Genomic DNA, 19,352 nt, shown 5'->3' with positions numbered 1-19,352 from the left:
TGCAATGAATAAGATAATCAATAACGTATTTGCAAGAGAAATTTTAGATAGCAGGGGTTACCCCACTGTTGAGGTAGAGATTGAGCTCTGTGATGGAGCAATAGGTAGGGCATCTGTACCTTCTGGAGCTTCAACCGGTAAATTAGAAGCCTTGGAACTCAGGGATCAAGATGAGAAAAGGTATTGTGGTAAGGGAGTGCTGAAAGCTGTTCAAGCTGTAAATGGGATAATAGCAGATGAAATCATCGGCATGGATGCAACAGATCAAAATGCGATTGATAAAGCATTAATTGAACTAGATGGAACAAAAAACAAATCAAAACTTGGAGCAAATGCAACTTTGGGTGTGTCTCTTGCAGTTGCAAAAGCAGCAGCAAACAGCTTCAATATGCCGCTATATAGATATTTGGGAGGAAAGCAGACGAGTGTTATGCCGGTTCCACTCATTAACATAATTAATGGTGGAGTACATGCAGACAATAAGCTCGATTTCCAAGAATTCATGATTCTTCCGGTCGGTGCTGAGACTTTCAGTGAAGCGATTAGAATATCTGCGGAGGTATTCCACAACTTACGTAGCATTCTTAAGAAAAAAGGTTATAGCACAAATGTAGGGGATGAAGGTGGTTTTGCACCAAATATTGAAAGTACTGAAGAAGCACTTGATTTGATCATATACGCTATAGAATCAGCAGGTTATTCAGCGCAAAGTGATTTTGCACTAGGCCTTGATGTTGCTTCATCTACTTTTTATGAAGATGGAATTTACAAATTTGAACACAGAGATCTTACTTCAGAAGAGTTGACTGAATATTATTGTAATCTTGTGGAAGGATATCCAATAATTTCTATAGAAGATGCAATGAGTGAAGACGATTACGAAGGTTGGAAATTACTTACTGCAAAATTGGGGAGTAAAATTCAATTGGTTGGGGATGATTTATTTGTTACAAATTGTGAACTAATAGGCAAAGGAATAGAAGAAAAAATGGCAAATGCTGTGCTGATCAAGCCAAATCAAATAGGAACGTTAACAGAAACTTTTGCTGCTATTGAAATGGCAAAATCAAACAACTACAAAGCTGTTATTTCTCACCGCTCAGGTGAAACAGAAGACACAACAATATCTCATATAGCAGTTGCATCAAATTGCGGGCAAATAAAAACCGGGTCGCTATCGCGTTCTGATAGACTCGCGAAGTATAACGAGCTAATCAGAATAGAAAGCGCATTAGGAAAGGATGCTAAATATTATCGTGGGTTAGCATGGGTTTTATAGACGAAGTAAAATTGTGTTTAAAAGCTGGTGACGGTGGTGATGGCTGTGCAAGTTTTCGTCGAGAAAAGTTCGTTGAATTTGGTGGTCCAAATGGTGGTAATGGAGGAAAGGGTGGAAACATAGTTTTCATCAGCGACGCTAATCTCAACACTTTGCTTCATTTTCGTTATAGAAGACACATTAAAGCAGATAGTGGAAAAAATGGTGCAGGCAGGGATAGATCTGGCACAGCAGGGAAAGACGTTATACTTAAAGTTCCAGTTGGTGCACAAATAATTGATGAAGAAAGTGAAGAGATAATAGTCGATCTTGACAAGCCTGATATGGAATTTTTAATAGCACAGGGTGGAAAAGGTGGACTTGGAAATACTAATTTTAAATCTTCTACTAATAAGGCACCAAGACATTTTACTTACGGTCAGCCTGGCGAAGAAAAACATGTATTATTAAAACTAAAAGTTTTATCAGATATTGGAATTATTGGCATGCCAAACGCAGGTAAATCAAAATTTTTGACTCGCTGCTCAAATTCCGATACAAAAGTAGGCGATTATCCATTTACCACCGTAAGACCTCATTTAGGCATGGTAAAAGTGGATGATAGCGAAGTTGTAATAGCAGATATTCCTGGAATAATTACTGATGCTCACCTTGGAGTTGGGCTCGGGCATAAATTTTTAAAGCACATAGAAAGGTGTCAAATTTTACTTCATTTAATCGATGTAACTCACGATGACGTTGTTTCGGCTTATAGTTGTATCCATAATGAATTGGAACTTTACAATAGTGATCTTGTTGAAAGAGAAGAGATTGTAGTATTAAACAAATGCGACTTATTGAGGGAAGCAGAAATTCTGGAAAAGAAGAATCACCTAGCTAATTATCTCAATAAAGAAGTGCTGTGCTTATCAATTAATGGTGATTTACAGCCTATTTTAAGATTATTAAGTGAAAAATTGAAAAAGAGTAATTCTAAGGAAATCGATGTATATGATCCTTTTAAAGCGTAAATTTTCTATTTATGGATGTACAAGAATGGTAGCGTGCAACCAGAACTAAGCGTACAGCTGTGCAAACATCGTGATTTGAGTCCACCAGAAGGGTGTCATCCCAGTGCCCAGACACTGGGATCCAGGAATTTTATTAAGTTGGTAAGCATAAAAGTAGCCGTTTTATGTTAAAATACAACGTTTTGATGATTATGAAAAGGCTGGATTCCAGACTGGAATGACACCATCATAAAGTGAATCAGTGTCAGCTACTTGCATCTACCATGCAAGTTACCTGAAAATTGCAATGTTCGTACACTTGACTACTTGGATCTAGTATGATTTAATTAACCAAGAAGTAGGCATGAAAAAATTATGTAGTGAACCAGTTTGCATAACACCAGGAGGAAAATATGGATAGAAAGACGAGAATAGAATCAGACAGCTTAGGGGAAGTAAAAGTACCAAGTGAACATTACTGGGGAGCGCAGACTCAGCGTTCTTTAGAAAATTTTAAGATTGGCACAGAAAAAATGCCAGAGCCTCTGATTAAAGCATTAGCAATAGTAAAACTTGCAGCAGCGCGTGTTAATATGAAACATGGTGTTATAGATGATAGGGTAGGGGACGCAATTTGCACAGCCGCGAGGGAAGTAATAGATGGCAAATTTAATAATGAATTTCCGCTTGTTGTTTGGCAAACCGGATCCGGAACGCAGACTAATATGAATATGAATGAAGTGATCAGCAATCGTGCAATAGAGATTTTAGGTGGCAATTTGGGTAGTAAATCTCCGATACATCCAAATGATCATGTGAATTATGGTCAGTCGTCAAATGACACCTTTCCAACAGCAATGCATATAGCAGCAGCAGAGCAAATAAACTGCTTGCTTATTCCAAATCTTGAAAAATTGCATAAGGTGCTGGATAATAAGGTTCAGGAATTTAAAGATATAATAAAAGTAGGACGTACTCACTTACAAGATGCAACGCCCCTAACACTAGGACAGGAGTTCTCTGGCTATGCAGTCCAGATTAAAAAGGGGATAGAGAGAGTAAAATCAACTTTAAGTGATATATATGAGCTTGCACAAGGTGGCACTGCAGTTGGCACGGGACTCAATACTAAAAAGGGTTTTGCTGAAGATTTTGCTAGAGAAGTTGCAAAAATCACTAATCTTCCATTTACTTCAGCAGGCAATAAATTTGAAGCGCTAGCAGCAAATGATGCTTTAGTTGAGCTCAGTGGAACACTCAATACAGCAGCAGTCAGTTTAATGAAAATTGCAAATGATATAAGGCTACTTGGTTCTGGTCCAAGATGCGGAATTGGGGAAATAATGTTACCGGAAAATGAGCCTGGTTCTTCAATTATGCCAGGTAAAGTGAATCCAACTCAGTGTGAAGCGGTGACTATGGTATGCACTCAAGTTATGGGAAATCATGTTGCTGTGACCATTAGTGGTTCAAACGGTCATTTTGAATTGAATGTGTTTAAGCCAGTGATAATTTACAATGTTTTGCAGTCTATAAGACTTTTAGCTGATGCAAGTTTAAATTTTACAGAAAAATGTGTAATTGGTATTAAAGCAAATGAAGAGAGGATAAAAGATTTACTGAATCAGTCGTTGATGTTGGTCACTATATTAAATACGCATATAGGGTACGACAATGCAGCAAAAATAGCGAAGCTTGCTTATAAAGAAAATATCACTCTAAAAGAAGCAGCAGCAAAACTTCAACTGCTCACTGAGGAAGAGTTTGAAAGGATAGTGAAACCAGAAGAAATGGTAAATTATTTGTAACCGCTCACACTTAATTCTTCAATCTCACTAATAGAAAGGCCAGTAAACTTGACAATAGTGTTAACATCAACATTATTAGCTAGGCTCTGTGGACAAAATTTTAGAGAAGCCATACAAGAGCTCCAACAAAATTGAGAAAACCAATAAAAACCTCAGCAGTTTTATCAAATCTGGAAAAAATGCGCCTAAAATTTTTAATTTTACCAAAAAAACACTCAATCAAATGACGTTCTTTGTAGATATACTCATCGTAATACCTTTGCACTTTTCGATTCCGTTTTGGCGGAATAACTACTGTACATCCCTTGTCTTCAAGACTTGTAACAAAGGCATTGCTATCGTAGCCCTTGTCAGCTACTACAGTAGAGTTATAGATACTTTCGGTCAACACTTGTGCCTGCGTAATTTCATTTCTTTGACCAGGAGTCAGAGTAAATTTAAGTGGATTTCCAAGTGCATCGACAAGCGCATGTATTTTAGTTGTAAAGCCACCTTTGCTCCTCCCTAAAGCTTCTTGATCCTTGGAGTTTTTTGTATATCCAGATGAACATGGATGGGCTCGGATGATCGTACCGTCGATTATAGCAACTTCTAAATCAGGCTCTTGTTTAGTATATTCAAGCAATTTTTTCCAGACATCTCTTTCACACCATCTTTTAAATCGCTTATGTATACTCCTGTAATTACCATAAGTTTTTGGTAAAAGTCTCCATTGGCAACCACTTCGCACTATGTACCACACTACCTCTATGAATATTCTTAAACGTTTTTCATCTTTGCTGTGCATTCCTTTTACGCTTTTTATGAACTCTAAAATTTGTTTCCAATTTTCCTCTTTGATGTAATATTGCATATGGTAGTTTCTCCATTTTTTACCTATTAGGCTAAACTACCATCTTTTTCTCTCTTTTCATATTTTTTGTCCACAGAGCCTAGGCTCTGTGGACAAAATTTTAGAGAAGCCATACAAGAGCTCCAACAAAATTGAGAAAACCAATAAAAACCTCAGCAGTTTTATCAAATCTGGAAAAAATGCGCCTAAAATTTTTAATTTTACCAAAAAAACACTCAATCAAATGACGTTCTTTGTAGATATGCTCATCGTAATACCTTTGCACTTTTCGATTCCGTTTTGGCGGAATAACTACTGTACATCCCTTGTCTTCAAGACTTGTAACAAAGGCATTGCTATCGTAGCCCTTGTCAGCTACTACAGTAGAGTTATAGATACTTTCGGTCAACACTTGTGCCTGCGTAATTTCATTTCTTTGACCAGGAGTCAGAGTAAATTTAAGTGGATTTCCAAGTGCATCGACAAGCGCATGTATTTTAGTTGTAAAGCCACCTTTGCTCCTCCCTAAAGCTTCTTGATCCTTGGAGTTTTTTGTATATCCAGATGAACATGGATGGGCTCGGATGATCGTACCGTCGATTATAGCAACTTCTAAATCAGGCTCTTGTTTAGTATATTCAAGCAATTTTTTCCAGACATCTCTTTCACACCATCTTTTAAATCGCTTATGTATACTCCTGTAATTACCATAAGTTTTTGGTAAAAGTCTCCATTGGCAACCACTTCGCACTATGTACCACACTGCCTCTATGAATATTCTTAAACGTTTTTCATCTTTGCTGTGCATTCCTTTTACGCTTTTTATGAACTCTAAAATTTGTTTCCAATTTTCCTCTTTGATGTAATATTGCATATGGTAGTTTCTCCATTTTTTACCTATTAGGCTAAACTACCATCTTTTTCTCTCTTTTCATATTTTTTGTCCACAGAGCCTAGATCCCGCTAACACGTAGCGGGATGACGATTTTGTATCGGAAAACAAGTAGCGGAATAATGACAACCACGTCATACCGCCGCAGTATCTAGCCGCTAACACGTAGCGGGATGACGATTTTGTATCGGAAAACAAGTAGCATGACGATTTATCAAATGTTCCTTAGTTTCTCAAAAAAATCCTTTAACAAAAAAGAGCATTCTGTTTCTAATATTCCACCATAAACTTCAGGTATATGGCTGCAAAATTGAAATATCTTAGCACCATTTTCAATTCCTCCACCTTTTGGATTATAAGCTCCAAAGTACAATCGTTTAATTCTGGCAAAGGAAATAGCTTGAGCACACATCGGACATGGTTCTAATGTTACGTACATATCAGTATCACAAAGCGTGGAAGTTGAAAATGCTTGTCTGATCGCTAACATCTCTGCATGTGCAGTTGGATCGTTAGATATATTGTGTGCAGAGGAGATGATATTGTCTCCACTAACCATTACAGCACCTATTGGCACCTCACCATTTTTCTGAGCAAGTTTGGCTTGCTCTATGGCAAGCTCCATATATTGATACTTGAACACTTGTTATTTTCAACAGATACAATTTTCTTTTTTTAATTTTTCTATCCTCCGTAAGTCGTAAATTTTACTACTTGGGTTTGACTCAACAACTACAACATTTTCTTCACAAGGCTATATATAGCCTTCATCACTTAGCTAATTGTATTCATAAGGAGTAACGTTAGTCAAGGATATATTATGTGAGCCTGTATAATCATGCTCACTTTGAATTCTAGTTAATTGCTTTGAATGATAATTATCTGTTTCCCGTTTTAAATATTCTTTTATTTCTTCTATCGATTTGAATTGATTTGCTTCTCTTACACCATATTTTTCTTCTATATCCAGTATTACAGCTACTATTGCTTTATCCTCCAGTTTATCTAGGCTCTGTGGACAAAAAATATGAAAAGAGAGAAAAAGATGGTAGTTTAGCCTAATAGGTAAAAAATGGAGAAACTACCATATGCAATATTACATCAAAGAGGAAAATTGGAAACAAATTTTAGAGTTCATAAAAAGCGTAAAAGGAATGCACAGCAAAGATGAAAAACGTTTAAGAATATTCATAGAGGCAGTGTGGTACATAGTGCGAAGTGGTTGCCAATGGAGACTTTTACCAAAAACTTATGGTAATTACAGGAGTATACATAAGCGATTTAAAAGATGGTGTGAAAGAGATGTCTGGAAAAAATTGCTTGAATATACTAAACAAGAGCCTGATTTAGAAGTTGCTATAATCGACGGTACGATCATCCGAGCCCATCCATGTTCATCTGGATATACAAAAAACTCCAAGGATCAAGAAGCTTTAGGGAGGAGCAAAGGTGGCTTTACAACTAAAATACATGCGCTTGTCGATGCACTTGGAAATCCACTTAAATTTACTCTGACTCCTGGTCAAAGAAATGAAATTACGCAGGCTCAAGTGTTGACCGAAAGTATCTATAACTCTACTGTAGTAGCTGACAAGGGCTACGATAGCAATGCCTTTGTTACAAGTCTTGAAGACAAGGGATGTACAGTAGTTATTCCGCCAAAACGGAATCGAAAAGTGCAAAGGTATTACGATGAGCATATCTACAAAGAACGTCATTTGATTGAGTGTTTTTTTGGTAAAATTAAAAATTTTAGGCGCATTTTTTCCAGATTTGATAAAACTGCTGAGGTTTTTATTGGTTTTCTCAATTTTGTTGGAGCTCTTGTATGGCTTCTCTAAAATTTTGTCCACAGAGCCTAGATCCCGCTAACAAGCAGCGGGATGACGGTTGTCAGGGTGTCAGCTACTTAGATGAAACCCTTTCCCGGTCTATCAAATCACATAGGAGAAAACTAAGACCAATCAAATTTCTTATCTTGCGGTTTTATTTGCAATATTGCTACCACACTGACCAACAAGCAGAAGACTATATAAAGCCCAGCAGCAAGGTTTGTTTGAGGAAATGTTACAGTCAACCAAATACAAACCATAGGAGTAAATCCTCCATGTAACGCATAAGAGATATTGCGTGATAAGCTCACACCACTAAATCTAACATTGGTAGGAAAGAGTTCAGATGCAACTATTCCTATAGGATTTATACCCCTTTCTATTATAGAAAGAGCCATTACACTAAGCATAATTATAAGATAACTTTTATAGTAGTATGCAGTAGATAACACAGGACAACACAGTACCATTGTGATCACTGTAAATAAGATTGCAGTGCGCTCTTTTCCTACTTTATCAGCTAACATTCCGAGCGCTATTGAAGATACCGGCATTAATATACTGGTTATAATGAGCACAATTTCATTGACATATGTTGTTACATACGTTTCAACCGACACTATTTCTTTTGCAATTGTTCGAAGAAATATGGTAAATCCAACAGCAACATTAACAGGTACAGATATTAAAACGGCAAGTAACAGAGCTCTCTTGTAGCGTTTTATAAGCTCTATTATTGGCAAATCAGATAAATTCCTTTGTTTTCGACTTTCTTCATATGCTGGAGTTTCTCCTAATGTGTATACACTATATGCGCTGATTAACCCCAAAACAAATGAAAAAGTAAACGGCAACCTCCAACCCCAAGCGTTAAAATCAGTGTTTTTTTTGCAGATGATCACTACAATCACAGAGAGCAAGATGCCAATGGAGCGACCAAAACTTATTATTCCAAAAAACATTCCTAGTTTTTTCTTATTAGGTAAATGCTCTATGAGATAAACAGAACTGCCTCCTTGTTCAGCGCCAAGCGCAATCCCTTGTGTCACATGGATTGCAAGAAGCAATATAGTGGAGGTTATACCTATTTCACTATAACCTGGAATAAACGCAACGAGACTAGACGGAATCGATATTAGCAAGATAGCGATTGTTAATGCCATTCTCCTTCCATACCTGTCACCAATGTGACCAAATATGAATGCGCCAAGTGGCCTTACCATAGCACCCAGTCCTGCAATTCCAAACAATTGCAGTATGCTGTAGTAAACATCTTTTGCACAACAAAACTCTCTACTAATTATGTTAACCAGATCGATAAAGAGCATATGGTCATACCATATTGCGATTCTGCAGAGAATAGCTGATATCAACACCCTTGTTTGCACTAAATTCAATTCGTAAATGTTTGCTTATTCTATTCTGGCTGCTTTTTGGGATTTTGCAACCTAAGGTGTGGGTTGACTTTTTTATTATGGTGTGTGAAACTAAAATGTTATTAACATAGGGACAAAGTTAAGGTGGGTGTAATTTATTTAGCGATGCTAGGCGTGGCAGCAATAATAGGAGCTATAATAGGCACTTTAATAGGTCTCTTACTAAGTTTCACTAGTCTTTCACCTCTGATAATAGGCGGAACTGTTGGAGCCATCTATGTAGTGCCATTAATTGCAGCTTTCATAACAATTCTTTTGTATCCAATTCCATATGAGCGTCATAGCGGGTTAACATTAAAAGAAACTGCGTGTCTAGCTGGCTTGTTTATTGGAAGTGTTGCAGCCGGAGTTGGCCTTGTTGCATGTGGCTTGACTCCAATAATTAAAGTAGATTCTTTATCGTCTTTATCAACTACAGTTAGTTCTTTGTTAGCTATGGGAGCTACAATACCAGTACTTCTGATTGCAACTGCAATTGGAGTAGCTATTGTAATCGAGCTTGCTGAGCAAACTAAGGAGTACATATCAGGTAAAATAATGCAAGCAGAAAAAGAACCTGTGACTGATACACATGAAGAACCAGGCTCTAAAATGGAAGAAACAGAAGAAGAAAAAACTGCTGGAAATGGGTGGAAAGTACCTACGTAAACTGCTTTTTTTATTGAAAAATTTAGAAAGATGTTGTAAAATTGTTATAGTAGTAGATTTTGGTAAAACATATGGCAGATTCAGGTATTAACATTAGCGAAAAAGTTTTAAAGAATCTTACTCGCTTGGCTAAAGTGAAAAACCAATCAGTTCAAGAGCTAGCAGAGGGGTTTATACAAGAAGCGATTGAACATGAGGAAGATATAGCGATAGTCAAACTCGCTATCCAACGTGACACCCGAAATGCAAAATTCATCAGGCATGAAGACATCAACTGGGGATAAGTACCTAATCTGTTATGAGGAAAATGTAGTTCACGAAGATATTCCAAGTCACACTGCCATTAAGTTAAGGAAAAAAGATAGATTTTATGGGATAATGATGTATACCAATAAGTTTAAAGGTAGTATGAGTAAAAAAGGCAGTAATAAAATTTATTCAAAATGAATTGGCAAGTCTAGAATTTATAGAATCCCATAAATCATCTTCAAAAGATTTTATGAGAAAGAGGAAGTTATCTTTTATTGACATATTTATCTTAATTTTAAGAAAAAGTGTAAAGTCGCTGCAAGTAATACTAAACGAATTTATTTTATATAGGAAAAAAGACTATACCGTTACTGCTAGTGCTTTTAGTCAAGCAAGAAAAAAAATGAAACACAGTGCATTTTCAGAAATTAACGAAGGTGTGGTTTCCTTGTACTACCAAGACCAAAAATTTAAAACTTGTTTTGGCTTTAGAGTGTTAGCTCTTGATGCCTCCAAAATCATTTTACCAACAAGCGTTGAAATAAAAAATGAATTTGGCTCAAGAAAAATACGTAACCAAAAACCAAAAGATTTAGGTGATTATGCAAGTGCAACCTTTGCGGTTTGTTATAAATAATGTTGCCATAAGGTCAGTGTTAGATAGAGGTAACACTCATGAAATTAACTTAGCAGATGAAATGCTTAAAGTTGTAAATACTAATGACTTACTGATTTGTATATTTATCTTATAAATTTCTTTCTAGGCTCTGTGGACAAAAAATATGAAAAGAGAGAAAAAGATGGTAGTTTAGCCTAATAGGTAAAAAATGGAGAAACTACCATATGCAATATTACATCAAAGAGGAAAATTGGAAACAAATTTTAGAGTTCATAAAAAGCGTAAAAGGAATGCACAGCAAAGATGAAAAACGTTTAAGAATATTCATAGAGGCAGTGTGGTACATAGTGCGAAGTGGTTGCCAATGGAGACTTTTACCAAAAACTTATGGTAATTACAGGAGTATACATAAGCGATTTAAAAGATGGTGTGAAAGAGATGTCTGGAAAAAATTGCTTGAATATACTAAACAAGAGCCTGATTTAGAAGTTGCTATAATCGACGGTACGATCATCCGAGCCCATCCATGTTCATCTGGATATACAAAAAACTCCAAGGATCAAGAAGCTTTAGGGAGGAGCAAAGGTGGCTTTACAACTAAAATACATGCGCTTGTCGATGCACTTGGAAATCCACTTAAATTTACTCTGACTCCTGGTCAAAGAAATGAAATTACGCAGGCACAAGTGTTGACCGAAAGTATCTATAACTCTACTGTAGTAGCTGACAAGGGCTATGATAGCAATGCCTTTGTTACAAGTCTTGAAGACAAGGGATGTACAGTAGTTATTCCGCCAAAACGGAATCGAAAAGTGCAAAGGTATTACGATGAGCATATCTACAAAGAACGTCATTTGATTGAGTGTTTTTTTGGTAAAATTAAAAATTTTAGGCGCATTTTTTCCAGATTTGATAAAATTGCTGAGGTTTTTATTGGTTTTCTCAATTTTGTTGGAGCTCTTGTATGGCTTCTCTAAAATTTTGTCCACAGAGCCTAGAGATGGAGGTGCTATTAGGAAAAGAAGTAAAAATTAAAGTGAGAATTATATGTCAGAAGTTAACTGAAGAACAGTCTATAATTAGAAGAAGAAGGGCCAATAAGTTAGCAAAATCACATATTTTCTCAAAAGAATCAAAAATTGCTGGATTGGTCGATATTCATAACTAACGTTCCAGAGAGTAAAATCAGCGCTGAACAAGTATTAACAATTTACAGGGTAAGATGGCAGATTGAATTATTATTTAAATTGTATAAGAGTCACATCAGGCTTGACGAACTTAAAGGCAAACCATACAGAGTATTATGTGAACTATACGCTAAATTGTGCGCAATTCTTATATTTCATGGAATAGTTGGTTGTATAAAACTGAAAGAGAATACAGAGCTGAGTTTAACAAAGGCATTCATTGAATTAAAAAGAAGGATTAGGGAGTTGTTTTTAGCGTTAAGCAGCAAAATTAATAATTTGAGAATTTTCCTGAAAAAACTTACCACAGACTGGTCACAATTTTCTGTGAAAGACAGACATAGAAAAACTAGAGTATCCACCTTAAGTTCATTGAATTTTCTTACCCTTGCTTCTTAACTTGACGCGTATGGTCTGGATAACAAGGTCTTCTTTTTTCTATACTCCATATAGGAGCAGAAAGTGCCCCAGAAAAAGTACCAACCTGCCCCTACCCACTCTGAGAAGTTATTATCTTCTCTTGCTTTCAACCAAGCAATACTTATTCATACCATCTGGGTAAGGTCATTTAGCTTTCCTTAATATTAGCTATAATTCTGATCATATCTTTTAAGTGTGTAAGATAGTACTGAACGCTCAATCTAACTTATCATTGCACTCTTTATCAAAGCAAGTGCAAGCGTACAAACTGAATTTAGATTTTTCATCTACTAGATATGAACCATCTTGATTTTGAAATCTTATTTTAGTCTCCACGTTAATATGATTTACTCTGTTATTCCTCTCATCAAGTAAATATCTTTTTTTTTTATCAAATTTTAATTTATAGCAGTCAATTAACTGATCATATTTTACTGAAGCTTGTATCATTAAAAAGTCATAATACAATTGTTGAGCATAATGGTATTTTTCACATCTATTACCATAGCAACTAGAATAAGTATATTCTGGATCAATTGTATAATTAAACTGAATTGTTGCTATATTTTTATCATTCTGCACGGATACTGCTTGATTTTCTTGGGTTAATTTTGAAAATTGAATTTTACCTTGCCCTAAAGTGTCAATTTTTATTTCTATGAAAATATTTTTAGTATCTGGAACTTTTGCCCATGTCATAGCTCCACCATTTTGTTCGACTATATCGGATATCTTTATTACCAAGTCTTTATAAATTTGAGCTAATGTTACTGTCTTCATTTCTTCTTGGTTGTAATATTGCTGAAAGTTATCTATTTCCATAGGTATAACATATAATCTGATTTTATAAGATATTCTACCGGGATTAAAATATCGTAAATCTTAGGCGTTATAAACAAAATTTACAGGAAAAATAAGATGATACTACTCAAAAAGGCAAACAAGACGGTATCTTTCTGGCATAAGTTAGCATTCAGCTTTACCTTTCCTTGCAAGACATTTTAGAGCTATTATGTCTTACTTCTTGAAGATACAAGTTAGCGTTTTTAACCCGAATTCTGGATTGGAGATTAAAAAAACAAGAATATCAATAGCTTATTGTTTTAGCATTTACGATAAAGCAGTAAGCATTTTAAGATTAGTTACTAATTTAGTAAAATTCAAGACTTTCAATAATTTACCTAAAATCTAATCCAGAATTTGGGTTAATAATAAAATCTTGTTTTTTGAAAATGAATTTGGTAAACTTTAAAGATGTATGTGACAATATGGGGATATATTGTTTTTAGTATTTAATAAGTTAAAGTACGTACTTGATAATTTTTCTGAACGCTCTAATCAAGCTAAAATAGGTAAGCTAGATAAAATTATTCTTAGTTTGAAGTTGGTATAGGGTATTAAGATGAAAAAAATTGAAATTTCAGAATTACTAAAAAGAATTGCAATCTGTTTACTATGCGTGGCAACTATTGTCTCTATCGCTTTTTTGTTTGCCTATATGCATACAATGTTGCTCAGTAAAGGGTATGAGTTAGCTGCACATTATGTTAGTGAAGCTATGCCTTGTGTGTTACTTGTCGTTTTCTTTTTTATTGCTTGGTTTATATATGATCAAATATTCAGCAAACTAAAGGAAGTAGAGCTGCCTATATCAATAGAATTAGCTAATTCAGATGATAAAAGAACAACATTTGCTGATGCTATAATTGATGACCCCTTAAAACAAAGGTTGCAGATGATTTGCCGTGACCAAATGACAGAAGAAATGCACAAGCTGTTTGGAAATAAAAGTATTAATTCACTAAGAGGTTACATATTACATGGCCTTCCTGGAAATGGTAAAACACTTATCGCTCGTGCAATTGCAGGTGAATCAAATATGAATTTCATAAGCATCTCAGGCCCTGATCTTATTGGAGTATATGTTGGTCATGGTGCACATGCTGTACGCGAGCTTTTTAAAGTAGCAAAAAAACATGCTCCTTGTATAGTCTTTATAGATGAAATAGATGTAGTTGCTCAAAAAAGAAGTACCGCTAATACCTCAGCTGACCATTGTCGAGAGAGTTTAACACAGTTATTAACTGAAATAGATGGATTTAAGAGCAGAAAAGATATAATAGTAATTGGTGCAACTAACCGTATCGATGATATAGATCCAGCACTTATTAGACCTGGACGTTTAGGTCAGAAGGTTCTTATCCCTAATCCAAGCATGAAAGCGAGACAAAAGATATTGGAACTTTATATGCGAGGTACAAAAGCCGATAAAGAGTTAAACCTTAGAAACATTGCAGAAAAGACTGAAGACTATTCTGGGGCTAAGTTAGAGCAATTAGTAAATGAGGCAAAAATGTGTGCTGTTGAGGAAAGACGGTCTAAGATTAGTGAGAAAGATTTCGATCACGCGCTTCGCGGGTTAAGTTCAGAACAAGAAAGAGAGAGAATAAGGTTGGTTTCAAACAGGGAGACACAGACAGAAGAAACTTCTTTTATACGGTAAACATAAAAATTGAAATTATAGAAGTGTAGCTGAGCCAACCTTCGTTATTCTTATTATTACCCACAAATAAAGACATGGTATTGCATTTACTCAAATAATTTAATTTTATTAACCTGAAAGCTTATTGGATTAAAATTATTAAATTAAGAGTTATAATTTTAGCAACTAAAAGCTGTAAATTGCACCATATAAACAGTTATTTCAAGCAAAAGTTATACTGACCTTAGCCAGAAAAAGTGGTGGAAAAGTTAGGAATGTTTTTTACAAAAAAAGACAGTATCAATAAAAAGGATTTTATTCTATTTGAAATATAAAATTATCATGTATTTTTCTGTTATTCCCAAGTGAATTATTATTAACTTAGCAGTATATATTATTAAAAACACAAGCAATACAATCATTTTTAGCAACCAAAACCAGCAAGCGTGAGAAGATTTTTTTTTGGAATGAGTTGGTCATGATGTTTGTAAAACTTAATTTGTACACTTTACTTATCCCCAGTAATTCTGATATAGTTACTTTAGTTAAAGTCTATAAAAGTTTATAAATGGCAACCTTAAGTGTAAGAGAAGCTTTATGCACAGCAATTAGAGAAGAAATGCAAAACGACTCTGATGTGCTTATCATGGGTGAAGAAGTTGCAGAGTATGATGGTGCTTATAAAGTAACGAAAGGATTACTGAAAGAGTTTGGAGAAAACAGAGTAGTTGATACGCCTATTACCGAACATGGATTTGCTGGCCTTGCTGTTGGAGCGGCATTTGCTGGATTAAAGCCAATAGTCGAGTTTATGACTTTTAATTTTTCTATGCAAGCTATTGACCAAATTGTGAATTCCGCAGCAAAAACAAATTATATGTCAGGCGGACAACTTGGATGCCCTATAGTATTTCGTGGACCAAATGGCGCTGCAGCAAGAGTTGCTGCACAACATTCTCAATGCTTTGCAGCTTGGTATTCGCATATACCGGGGTTAAAAGTAATAGCACCCTATTTTGCCTCCGATTGCAGAGGTCTGCTTAAAGCTGCAATTCGTGACCCTAATCCGGTAATATTTCTAGAAAACGAAATAGCTTATGGACATGAGCATGAAGTTTCTGACTCTGAGCTATCAAACAAAGATTATCTACTTGAGATAGGCAAAGCTGCTGTTATACGGGAAGGAAAGGATGTAACTATCACTGCTTTTTCATTAAAATTAATGGATGCCTTAAATGCAGCAGATTTACTTTCGAGTGAAGGTATAGAAGCTGAAGTTATTGACCTCAGAACCTTAAGACCACTTGACACTCAAACTGTTATTAACTCTATTCAGAAGACTAATAGGTTAGTTAGTGTAGAAGAAGGATGGCCATTTGCAGGAATAGGAGCAGAGCTGTCAGCCGTTGTTATGGAACAAGGATTTGACTACCTTGATGCTCCAGTTGTACGTGTAACTGGCAAGGACATCCCCTTACCTTACGCTGCAAATCTAGAAAAAAAAGCATTACCGCAAGTGGAAGATATAGTTGAAGCCGTGCATCAGGTCTGTTTTAGAAAAAAATAGTTCTTTTTTGTGTCTCCTGTTCCGCATTGGTCCATCAAAGAAGTATTTCCAGTGCCGCCTATACCACCCATTACTTTTATGACGATAGTTTTAGCACCGAAAAATACAGCACAAAATATACCGAGTGCAAAAAGAGCTGGCCATGGCATTCTACCAAATATCGCAAGCAAAGCTGCACCTATTATCACTACGGTCATAAGCGGTCCGCCTATTCCCCAAACGTAGCCAATAATGTTACATATTACTTGAGCAGTTGTATCAGTATTAGTGTCAGCGGCAGCACTCCCAACATGAGAAAAAGAAATAAATAATACTATAAAAAGAATATTAAAAACTTTCCTAGGCTCTGTGGACAAAATTTTAGAGAAGCCATACAAGAGCTCCAACAAAATTGAGAAAACCAATAAAAACCTCAGCAGTTTTATCAAATCTGGAAAAAATGCGCCTAAAATTTTTAATTTTACCAAAAAAACACTCAATCAAATGACGTTCTTTGTAGATATGCTCATCGTAATACCTTTGCACTTTTCGATTCCGTTTTGGCGGAATAACTACTGTACATCCCTTGTCTTCAAGACTTGTAACAAAGGCATTGCTATCGTAGCCCTTGTCAGCTACTACAGTAGAGTTATAGATACTTTCGGTCAACACTTGTGCCTGCGTAATTTCATTTCTTTGACCAGGAGTCAGAGTAAATTTAAGTGGATTTCCAAGTGCATCGACAAGTGCATGTATTTTAGTTGTAAAGCCACCTTTGCTCCTCCCTAAAGCTTCTTGATCCTTGGAGTTTTTTGTATATCCAGATGAACATGGATGGGCTCGGATGATCGTACCGTCGATTATAGCAACTTCTAAATCAGGCTCTTGTTTAGTATATTCAAGCAATTTTTTCCAGACATCTCTTTCACACCATCTTTTAAATCGCTTATGTATACTCCTGTAATTACCATAAGTTTTTGATAAAAGTCTCCATTGGCAACCACTTCGCACTATGTACCACACTGCCTCTATGAATATTCTTAAACGTTTTTCATCTTTGCTGTGCATTCCTTTTACGCTTTTTATGAACTCTAAAATTTGTTTCCAATTTTCCTCTTTGATGTAATATTGCATATGGTAGTTTCTCCATTTTTTACCTATTAGACTAAACTACCATCTTTTTCTCTCTTTTCATATTTTTTGTCCACAGAGCCTAGGCTCTGTGGACAAAATTTTAGAGAAGCCATACAAGAGCTCCAACAAAATTGAGAAAACCAATAAAAACCTCAGCAGTTTTATCAAATCTGGAAAAAATGCGCCTAAAATTTTTAATTTTACCAAAAAAACACTCAATCAAATGACGTTCTTTGTAGATATACTCATCGTAATACCTTTGCACTTTTCGATTCCGTTTTGGCGGAATAACTACTGTACATCCCTTGTCTTCAAGACTTGTAACAAAGGCATTGCTATCGTAGCCCTTGTCAGCTACTACAGTAGAGTTATAGATACTTTCGGTCAACACTTGTGCCTGCGTAATTTCATTTCTTTGACCAGGAGTCAGAGTAAATTTAAGTGGATTTCCAAGTGCATCGACAAGCGCATGTATTTTAGTTGTAAAGCCACCTTTGCTCCTCCCTAAAGCTTCTTGATCCTTGGAGTTTTTTGTATATCCAGATGAACATGGATGGGCTCGGATGATCGTACCGTCGATTATAGCAACTTCTAAATCAGGCTCTTGTTTAGTATATTCAAGCAATTTTTTCCAGACATCTCTTTCACACCATCTTTTAAATCGCTTATGTATACTCCTGTAATTACCATAAGTTTTTGGTAAAAGTCTCCATTGGCAACCACTTCGCACTATGTACCACACTGCCTCTATGAATATTCTTAAACGTTTTTCATCTTTGCTGTGCATTCCTTTTACGCTTTTTATGAACTCTAAAATTTGTTTCCAATTTTCCTCTTTGATGTAATATTGCATATGGTAGTTTCTCCATTTTTTACCTATTAGGCTAAACTACCATCTTTTTCTCTCTTTTCATATTTTTTGTCCACAGAGCCTAGGGTTCATCTCTATACCTTAAATTTAGATATTGCAATTATACCTAAAATACTATAATTTTTAGTAAAACTAGCATAAAGATTGAATAACAAACAGTGCCACAAAAGTAGTTGACACACAACTGCACGAACATTAGACCTGCTGCAAAAGGTGATTGAAAAAATGATGTGAGAGGGGTAGAAGAAGAATAAGCAGATCAAGTAAGGAAAAAAAATGAGCTTTAGTTACTATAATATGAAAAAACACCCAAGAAACTTTCGTAATATAACAGGTTTAAGTATAGAGGAGTTCGAAAAAGTAGTAGAAAAAGTGAGGTCTGGATGGAAAAAACTTGAAAAACAGAAAAAGTGTCATGGTAGAAGATCAAAACTACCAACTCTGGAAGATAAGTTGTTTTGCGTAATTTTGTACTATCGCACTTACATAACACATAGATTTTTAGGATGCCTATTCAATGTGCACAACGCAAATGTATGTAGGTTACTTAAGAGAATAGAGCCATTACTCGCCAAAAAAGTGACTATAACAAAAGATAGAAGTATGACGCCAGAAAAAATACTGAAGATTTTGGCTGATGTTACAGAACAGCAAATACAGAGGCCAGAAGATAGTAAAAAACGGAAGAAATCATATTCAGGAAAAAAAAGAACCAACACTATGAAAACTGAGATTATTATCGAAGAAGGAGGAAGAATTTTATCAGTGTCAAAGTCATACCGTGGTAGAATTAGTGATTTTCGCATAAGGAAACAAGAAAAATATTTACCACTTGATAGCATAAAACATGCTGATTCTGGATATCAAGGTTGGCAAAAATTGCAAAGCAATGTTATAATTCCATATAAAAAGTATCGTAAAAAGCCATTAACTCCAGAGCAGAAAGAGCATAATAGAAGGTTAGCATCATTTAGAATGAGAGTAGAAAATAAGATCCGAGAGATAAAGATATTTAAGATTATGTCGAATGTTTATCGCAATTTTCAGAAAAAATATAACTTGAGGTTCAATATTATTGCTGGTATTGTAAATCTTAAGCACGCCTTTTAGTTAACCTTGATTTTATTC

At 35.5% G+C, this 19,352-nt stretch carries 19 protein-coding genes and 2 pseudogenes; 12 read left to right on the top strand and 9 right to left on the bottom strand.

Translation table 11 applies throughout. The features are described 5' to 3' along the window. Nucleotides 1-4 precede the first annotated feature (4 nt). The 3 genes from eno to fumC all read left to right on the top strand — a co-directional run bounded on the left by eno (nt 5) and on the right by fumC (nt 4,076). A complete protein-coding gene (gene eno / locus OPR60_RS04285) occupies nt 5-1,279 on the top strand; it encodes a phosphopyruvate hydratase (protein WP_265040093.1) in 1,275 nt (424 codons plus the stop codon). Further along, nucleotides 1,267-2,289 carry an Obg family GTPase CgtA gene (gene cgtA / locus OPR60_RS04280; RefSeq protein ID WP_265040092.1) on the top strand — a complete coding sequence of 341 codons (1,023 nt, stop codon included), beginning with the start codon at nt 1,267-1,269 and terminating at the stop codon, nt 2,287-2,289. Before eno ends, cgtA begins: the two co-directional genes overlap by 13 nt. Nucleotides 2,290-2,681: 392 nt before the next feature. After that, the gene (gene fumC / locus OPR60_RS04275; protein WP_065094368.1) at nt 2,682-4,076 is read left to right on the top strand and encodes a class II fumarate hydratase; all 1,395 of its coding nucleotides are present in this window, start codon (nt 2,682-2,684) and stop codon (nt 4,074-4,076) included. Here fumC and OPR60_RS04270 read toward each other — a convergent pair. From OPR60_RS04270 to OPR60_RS04255, 4 genes are all read right to left on the bottom strand, one after another. After that, a complete protein-coding gene (locus OPR60_RS04270; protein ID WP_265040358.1) occupies nt 4,067-4,189 on the bottom strand; it encodes a hypothetical protein in 123 nt (40 codons plus the stop codon). The two genes, fumC and OPR60_RS04270, sit on opposite strands and share 10 nt — an antisense overlap. Further along, a complete protein-coding gene (locus tag OPR60_RS04265) occupies nt 4,177-4,929 on the bottom strand; it encodes an IS5 family transposase (protein WP_265040091.1) in 753 nt (250 codons plus the stop codon). Before OPR60_RS04265 ends, OPR60_RS04270 begins: the two co-directional genes overlap by 13 nt. 100 nt (nt 4,930-5,029) lie before the next feature. Beyond that, nucleotides 5,030-5,782: an IS5 family transposase gene (locus OPR60_RS04260; protein WP_265039632.1), complete on the bottom strand. Its 753-nt coding sequence runs from the start codon at nt 5,780-5,782 to the stop codon at nt 5,030-5,032. 232 nt (nt 5,783-6,014) lie between these two features. Continuing rightward, entirely contained in the window at nt 6,015-6,425 is a 411-nt protein-coding gene (locus OPR60_RS04255; RefSeq protein ID WP_065094863.1) for a nucleoside deaminase, read from the bottom strand. A 463-nt stretch (nt 6,426-6,888) separates the two neighbouring features. On the opposite strand from OPR60_RS04255, the gene OPR60_RS04250 reads away from it, so the two are divergent. Then, nucleotides 6,889-7,641, top strand: coding sequence for an IS5 family transposase (locus OPR60_RS04250; RefSeq protein WP_265039632.1), 753 nt, complete (start codon nt 6,889-6,891; stop codon nt 7,639-7,641). Nucleotides 7,642-7,754: 113 nt separating this feature from the next. Here the strand turns inward: OPR60_RS04250 and OPR60_RS04245 are convergent, their stop codons facing one another. After that, entirely contained in the window at nt 7,755-9,020 is a 1,266-nt protein-coding gene (locus OPR60_RS04245; RefSeq protein ID WP_082941400.1) for an MFS transporter, read from the bottom strand. 132 nt (nt 9,021-9,152) lie between these two features. Here OPR60_RS04245 and OPR60_RS04240 point away from each other — a divergent pair, with 132 nt between their 5' ends. From OPR60_RS04240 to OPR60_RS04220, 5 genes and pseudogenes are all read left to right on the top strand, one after another. Further along, nucleotides 9,153-9,716, top strand: a complete 564-nt coding sequence (locus OPR60_RS04240; RefSeq protein ID WP_265040090.1) for a hypothetical protein — start codon at nt 9,153-9,155, stop codon at nt 9,714-9,716. A gap of 71 nt (nt 9,717-9,787) precedes the next feature. Further along, the gene (locus tag OPR60_RS04235; RefSeq protein ID WP_065094866.1) at nt 9,788-10,000 is read left to right on the top strand and encodes a hypothetical protein; all 213 of its coding nucleotides are present in this window, start codon (nt 9,788-9,790) and stop codon (nt 9,998-10,000) included. A gap of 143 nt (nt 10,001-10,143) precedes the next feature. Continuing rightward, nucleotides 10,144-10,748 (top strand): annotated as a pseudogene (locus OPR60_RS04230) (transposase); the annotation flags it as partial. Between the two features lie 60 nt (nt 10,749-10,808). After that, entirely contained in the window at nt 10,809-11,561 is a 753-nt protein-coding gene (locus OPR60_RS04225) for an IS5 family transposase (protein ID WP_265039687.1), read from the top strand. Nucleotides 11,562-11,578: 17 nt separating this feature from the next. Next, nucleotides 11,579-12,170, top strand: a pseudogene (locus tag OPR60_RS04220) (transposase); the annotation flags it as partial. A 237-nt stretch (nt 12,171-12,407) separates the two neighbouring features. Here OPR60_RS04220 and OPR60_RS04215 read toward each other — a convergent pair. Beyond that, complete coding sequence (locus tag OPR60_RS04215; protein WP_182319338.1) at nt 12,408-13,013, bottom strand: hypothetical protein; 606 nt, start codon at nt 13,011-13,013, stop codon at nt 12,408-12,410. Between the two features lie 580 nt (nt 13,014-13,593). Here OPR60_RS04215 and OPR60_RS04210 point away from each other — a divergent pair. Both OPR60_RS04210 and OPR60_RS04205 read left to right on the top strand, forming a co-directional pair. Beyond that, the gene (locus OPR60_RS04210) at nt 13,594-14,694 is read left to right on the top strand and encodes an ATP-binding protein (RefSeq protein ID WP_265040089.1); all 1,101 of its coding nucleotides are present in this window, start codon (nt 13,594-13,596) and stop codon (nt 14,692-14,694) included. Nucleotides 14,695-15,241: 547 nt separating this feature from the next. Further along, a complete protein-coding gene (locus OPR60_RS04205) occupies nt 15,242-16,240 on the top strand; it encodes a pyruvate dehydrogenase complex E1 component subunit beta (protein WP_012673123.1) in 999 nt (332 codons plus the stop codon). On the opposite strand, the gene OPR60_RS04200 is transcribed toward OPR60_RS04205, so the two are convergent. From OPR60_RS04200 to OPR60_RS04190, 3 genes are all read right to left on the bottom strand, one after another. Then, a complete protein-coding gene (locus OPR60_RS04200) occupies nt 16,216-16,596 on the bottom strand; it encodes a TrbC/VirB2 family protein (protein ID WP_264704015.1) in 381 nt (126 codons plus the stop codon). The genes OPR60_RS04205 and OPR60_RS04200 overlap by 25 nt on opposite strands. Before the next feature lie 4 nt (nt 16,597-16,600). Continuing rightward, nucleotides 16,601-17,353 carry an IS5 family transposase gene (locus tag OPR60_RS04195; RefSeq protein ID WP_265039650.1) on the bottom strand — a complete coding sequence of 251 codons (753 nt, stop codon included), beginning with the start codon at nt 17,351-17,353 and terminating at the stop codon, nt 16,601-16,603. Between the two features lie 100 nt (nt 17,354-17,453). Further along, a complete protein-coding gene (locus OPR60_RS04190) occupies nt 17,454-18,206 on the bottom strand; it encodes an IS5 family transposase (RefSeq protein WP_265040088.1) in 753 nt (250 codons plus the stop codon). Nucleotides 18,207-18,521: 315 nt separating this feature from the next. Between OPR60_RS04190 and OPR60_RS04185 the strand changes: the two genes are divergently transcribed. Then, the gene (locus OPR60_RS04185) at nt 18,522-19,334 is read left to right on the top strand and encodes a transposase (RefSeq protein ID WP_265040287.1); all 813 of its coding nucleotides are present in this window, start codon (nt 18,522-18,524) and stop codon (nt 19,332-19,334) included. Nucleotides 19,335-19,352 lie beyond the last annotated feature (18 nt).

Origin of the sequence: Wolbachia endosymbiont (group A) of Trypoxylon clavicerum (assembly GCF_947251665.1) — a bacterium.
Classification (GTDB): Bacteria; Pseudomonadota; Alphaproteobacteria; order Rickettsiales; family Anaplasmataceae; genus Wolbachia; species Wolbachia pipientis.
Note: the sequence above shows the minus strand (reverse complement) of the source record. Positions and strands in the feature narration are given on the sequence as shown.

Excerpts from the sequence above, each read along its gene's own strand:
- OPR60_RS04195 (WP_265039650.1), bottom strand. The coding sequence starts at position 17,353 with ATGCAATATTACATCAAAGAGGAAAATTGGAAACAAATTTTAGAGTTC.
- OPR60_RS04255 (WP_065094863.1), bottom strand. The coding sequence starts at position 6,425 with ATGGAGCTTGCCATAGAGCAAGCCAAACTTGCTCAGAAAAATGGTGAG.
- OPR60_RS04215 (WP_182319338.1), bottom strand. The coding sequence starts at position 13,013 with ATGGAAATAGATAACTTTCAGCAATATTACAACCAAGAAGAAATGAAG.
- OPR60_RS04260 (WP_265039632.1), bottom strand. The coding sequence starts at position 5,782 with ATGCAATATTACATCAAAGAGGAAAATTGGAAACAAATTTTAGAGTTC.
- fumC (WP_065094368.1), top strand. The coding sequence starts at position 2,682 with ATGGATAGAAAGACGAGAATAGAATCAGACAGCTTAGGGGAAGTAAAA.
- OPR60_RS04185 (WP_265040287.1), top strand. The coding sequence starts at position 18,522 with ATGAAAAAACACCCAAGAAACTTTCGTAATATAACAGGTTTAAGTATA.
- OPR60_RS04250 (WP_265039632.1), top strand. The coding sequence starts at position 6,889 with ATGCAATATTACATCAAAGAGGAAAATTGGAAACAAATTTTAGAGTTC.
- OPR60_RS04225 (WP_265039687.1), top strand. The coding sequence starts at position 10,809 with ATGCAATATTACATCAAAGAGGAAAATTGGAAACAAATTTTAGAGTTC.
- OPR60_RS04205 (WP_012673123.1), top strand. The coding sequence starts at position 15,242 with ATGGCAACCTTAAGTGTAAGAGAAGCTTTATGCACAGCAATTAGAGAA.
- OPR60_RS04190 (WP_265040088.1), bottom strand. The coding sequence starts at position 18,206 with ATGCAATATTACATCAAAGAGGAAAATTGGAAACAAATTTTAGAGTTC.
- cgtA (WP_265040092.1), top strand. The coding sequence starts at position 1,267 with ATGGGTTTTATAGACGAAGTAAAATTGTGTTTAAAAGCTGGTGACGGT.
- OPR60_RS04270 (WP_265040358.1), bottom strand. The coding sequence starts at position 4,189 with ATGGCTTCTCTAAAATTTTGTCCACAGAGCCTAGCTAATAATGTTGAT.
- eno (WP_265040093.1), top strand. The coding sequence starts at position 5 with ATGAATAAGATAATCAATAACGTATTTGCAAGAGAAATTTTAGATAGC.
- OPR60_RS04210 (WP_265040089.1), top strand. The coding sequence starts at position 13,594 with ATGAAAAAAATTGAAATTTCAGAATTACTAAAAAGAATTGCAATCTGT.
- OPR60_RS04235 (WP_065094866.1), top strand. The coding sequence starts at position 9,788 with ATGGCAGATTCAGGTATTAACATTAGCGAAAAAGTTTTAAAGAATCTT.
- OPR60_RS04265 (WP_265040091.1), bottom strand. The coding sequence starts at position 4,929 with ATGCAATATTACATCAAAGAGGAAAATTGGAAACAAATTTTAGAGTTC.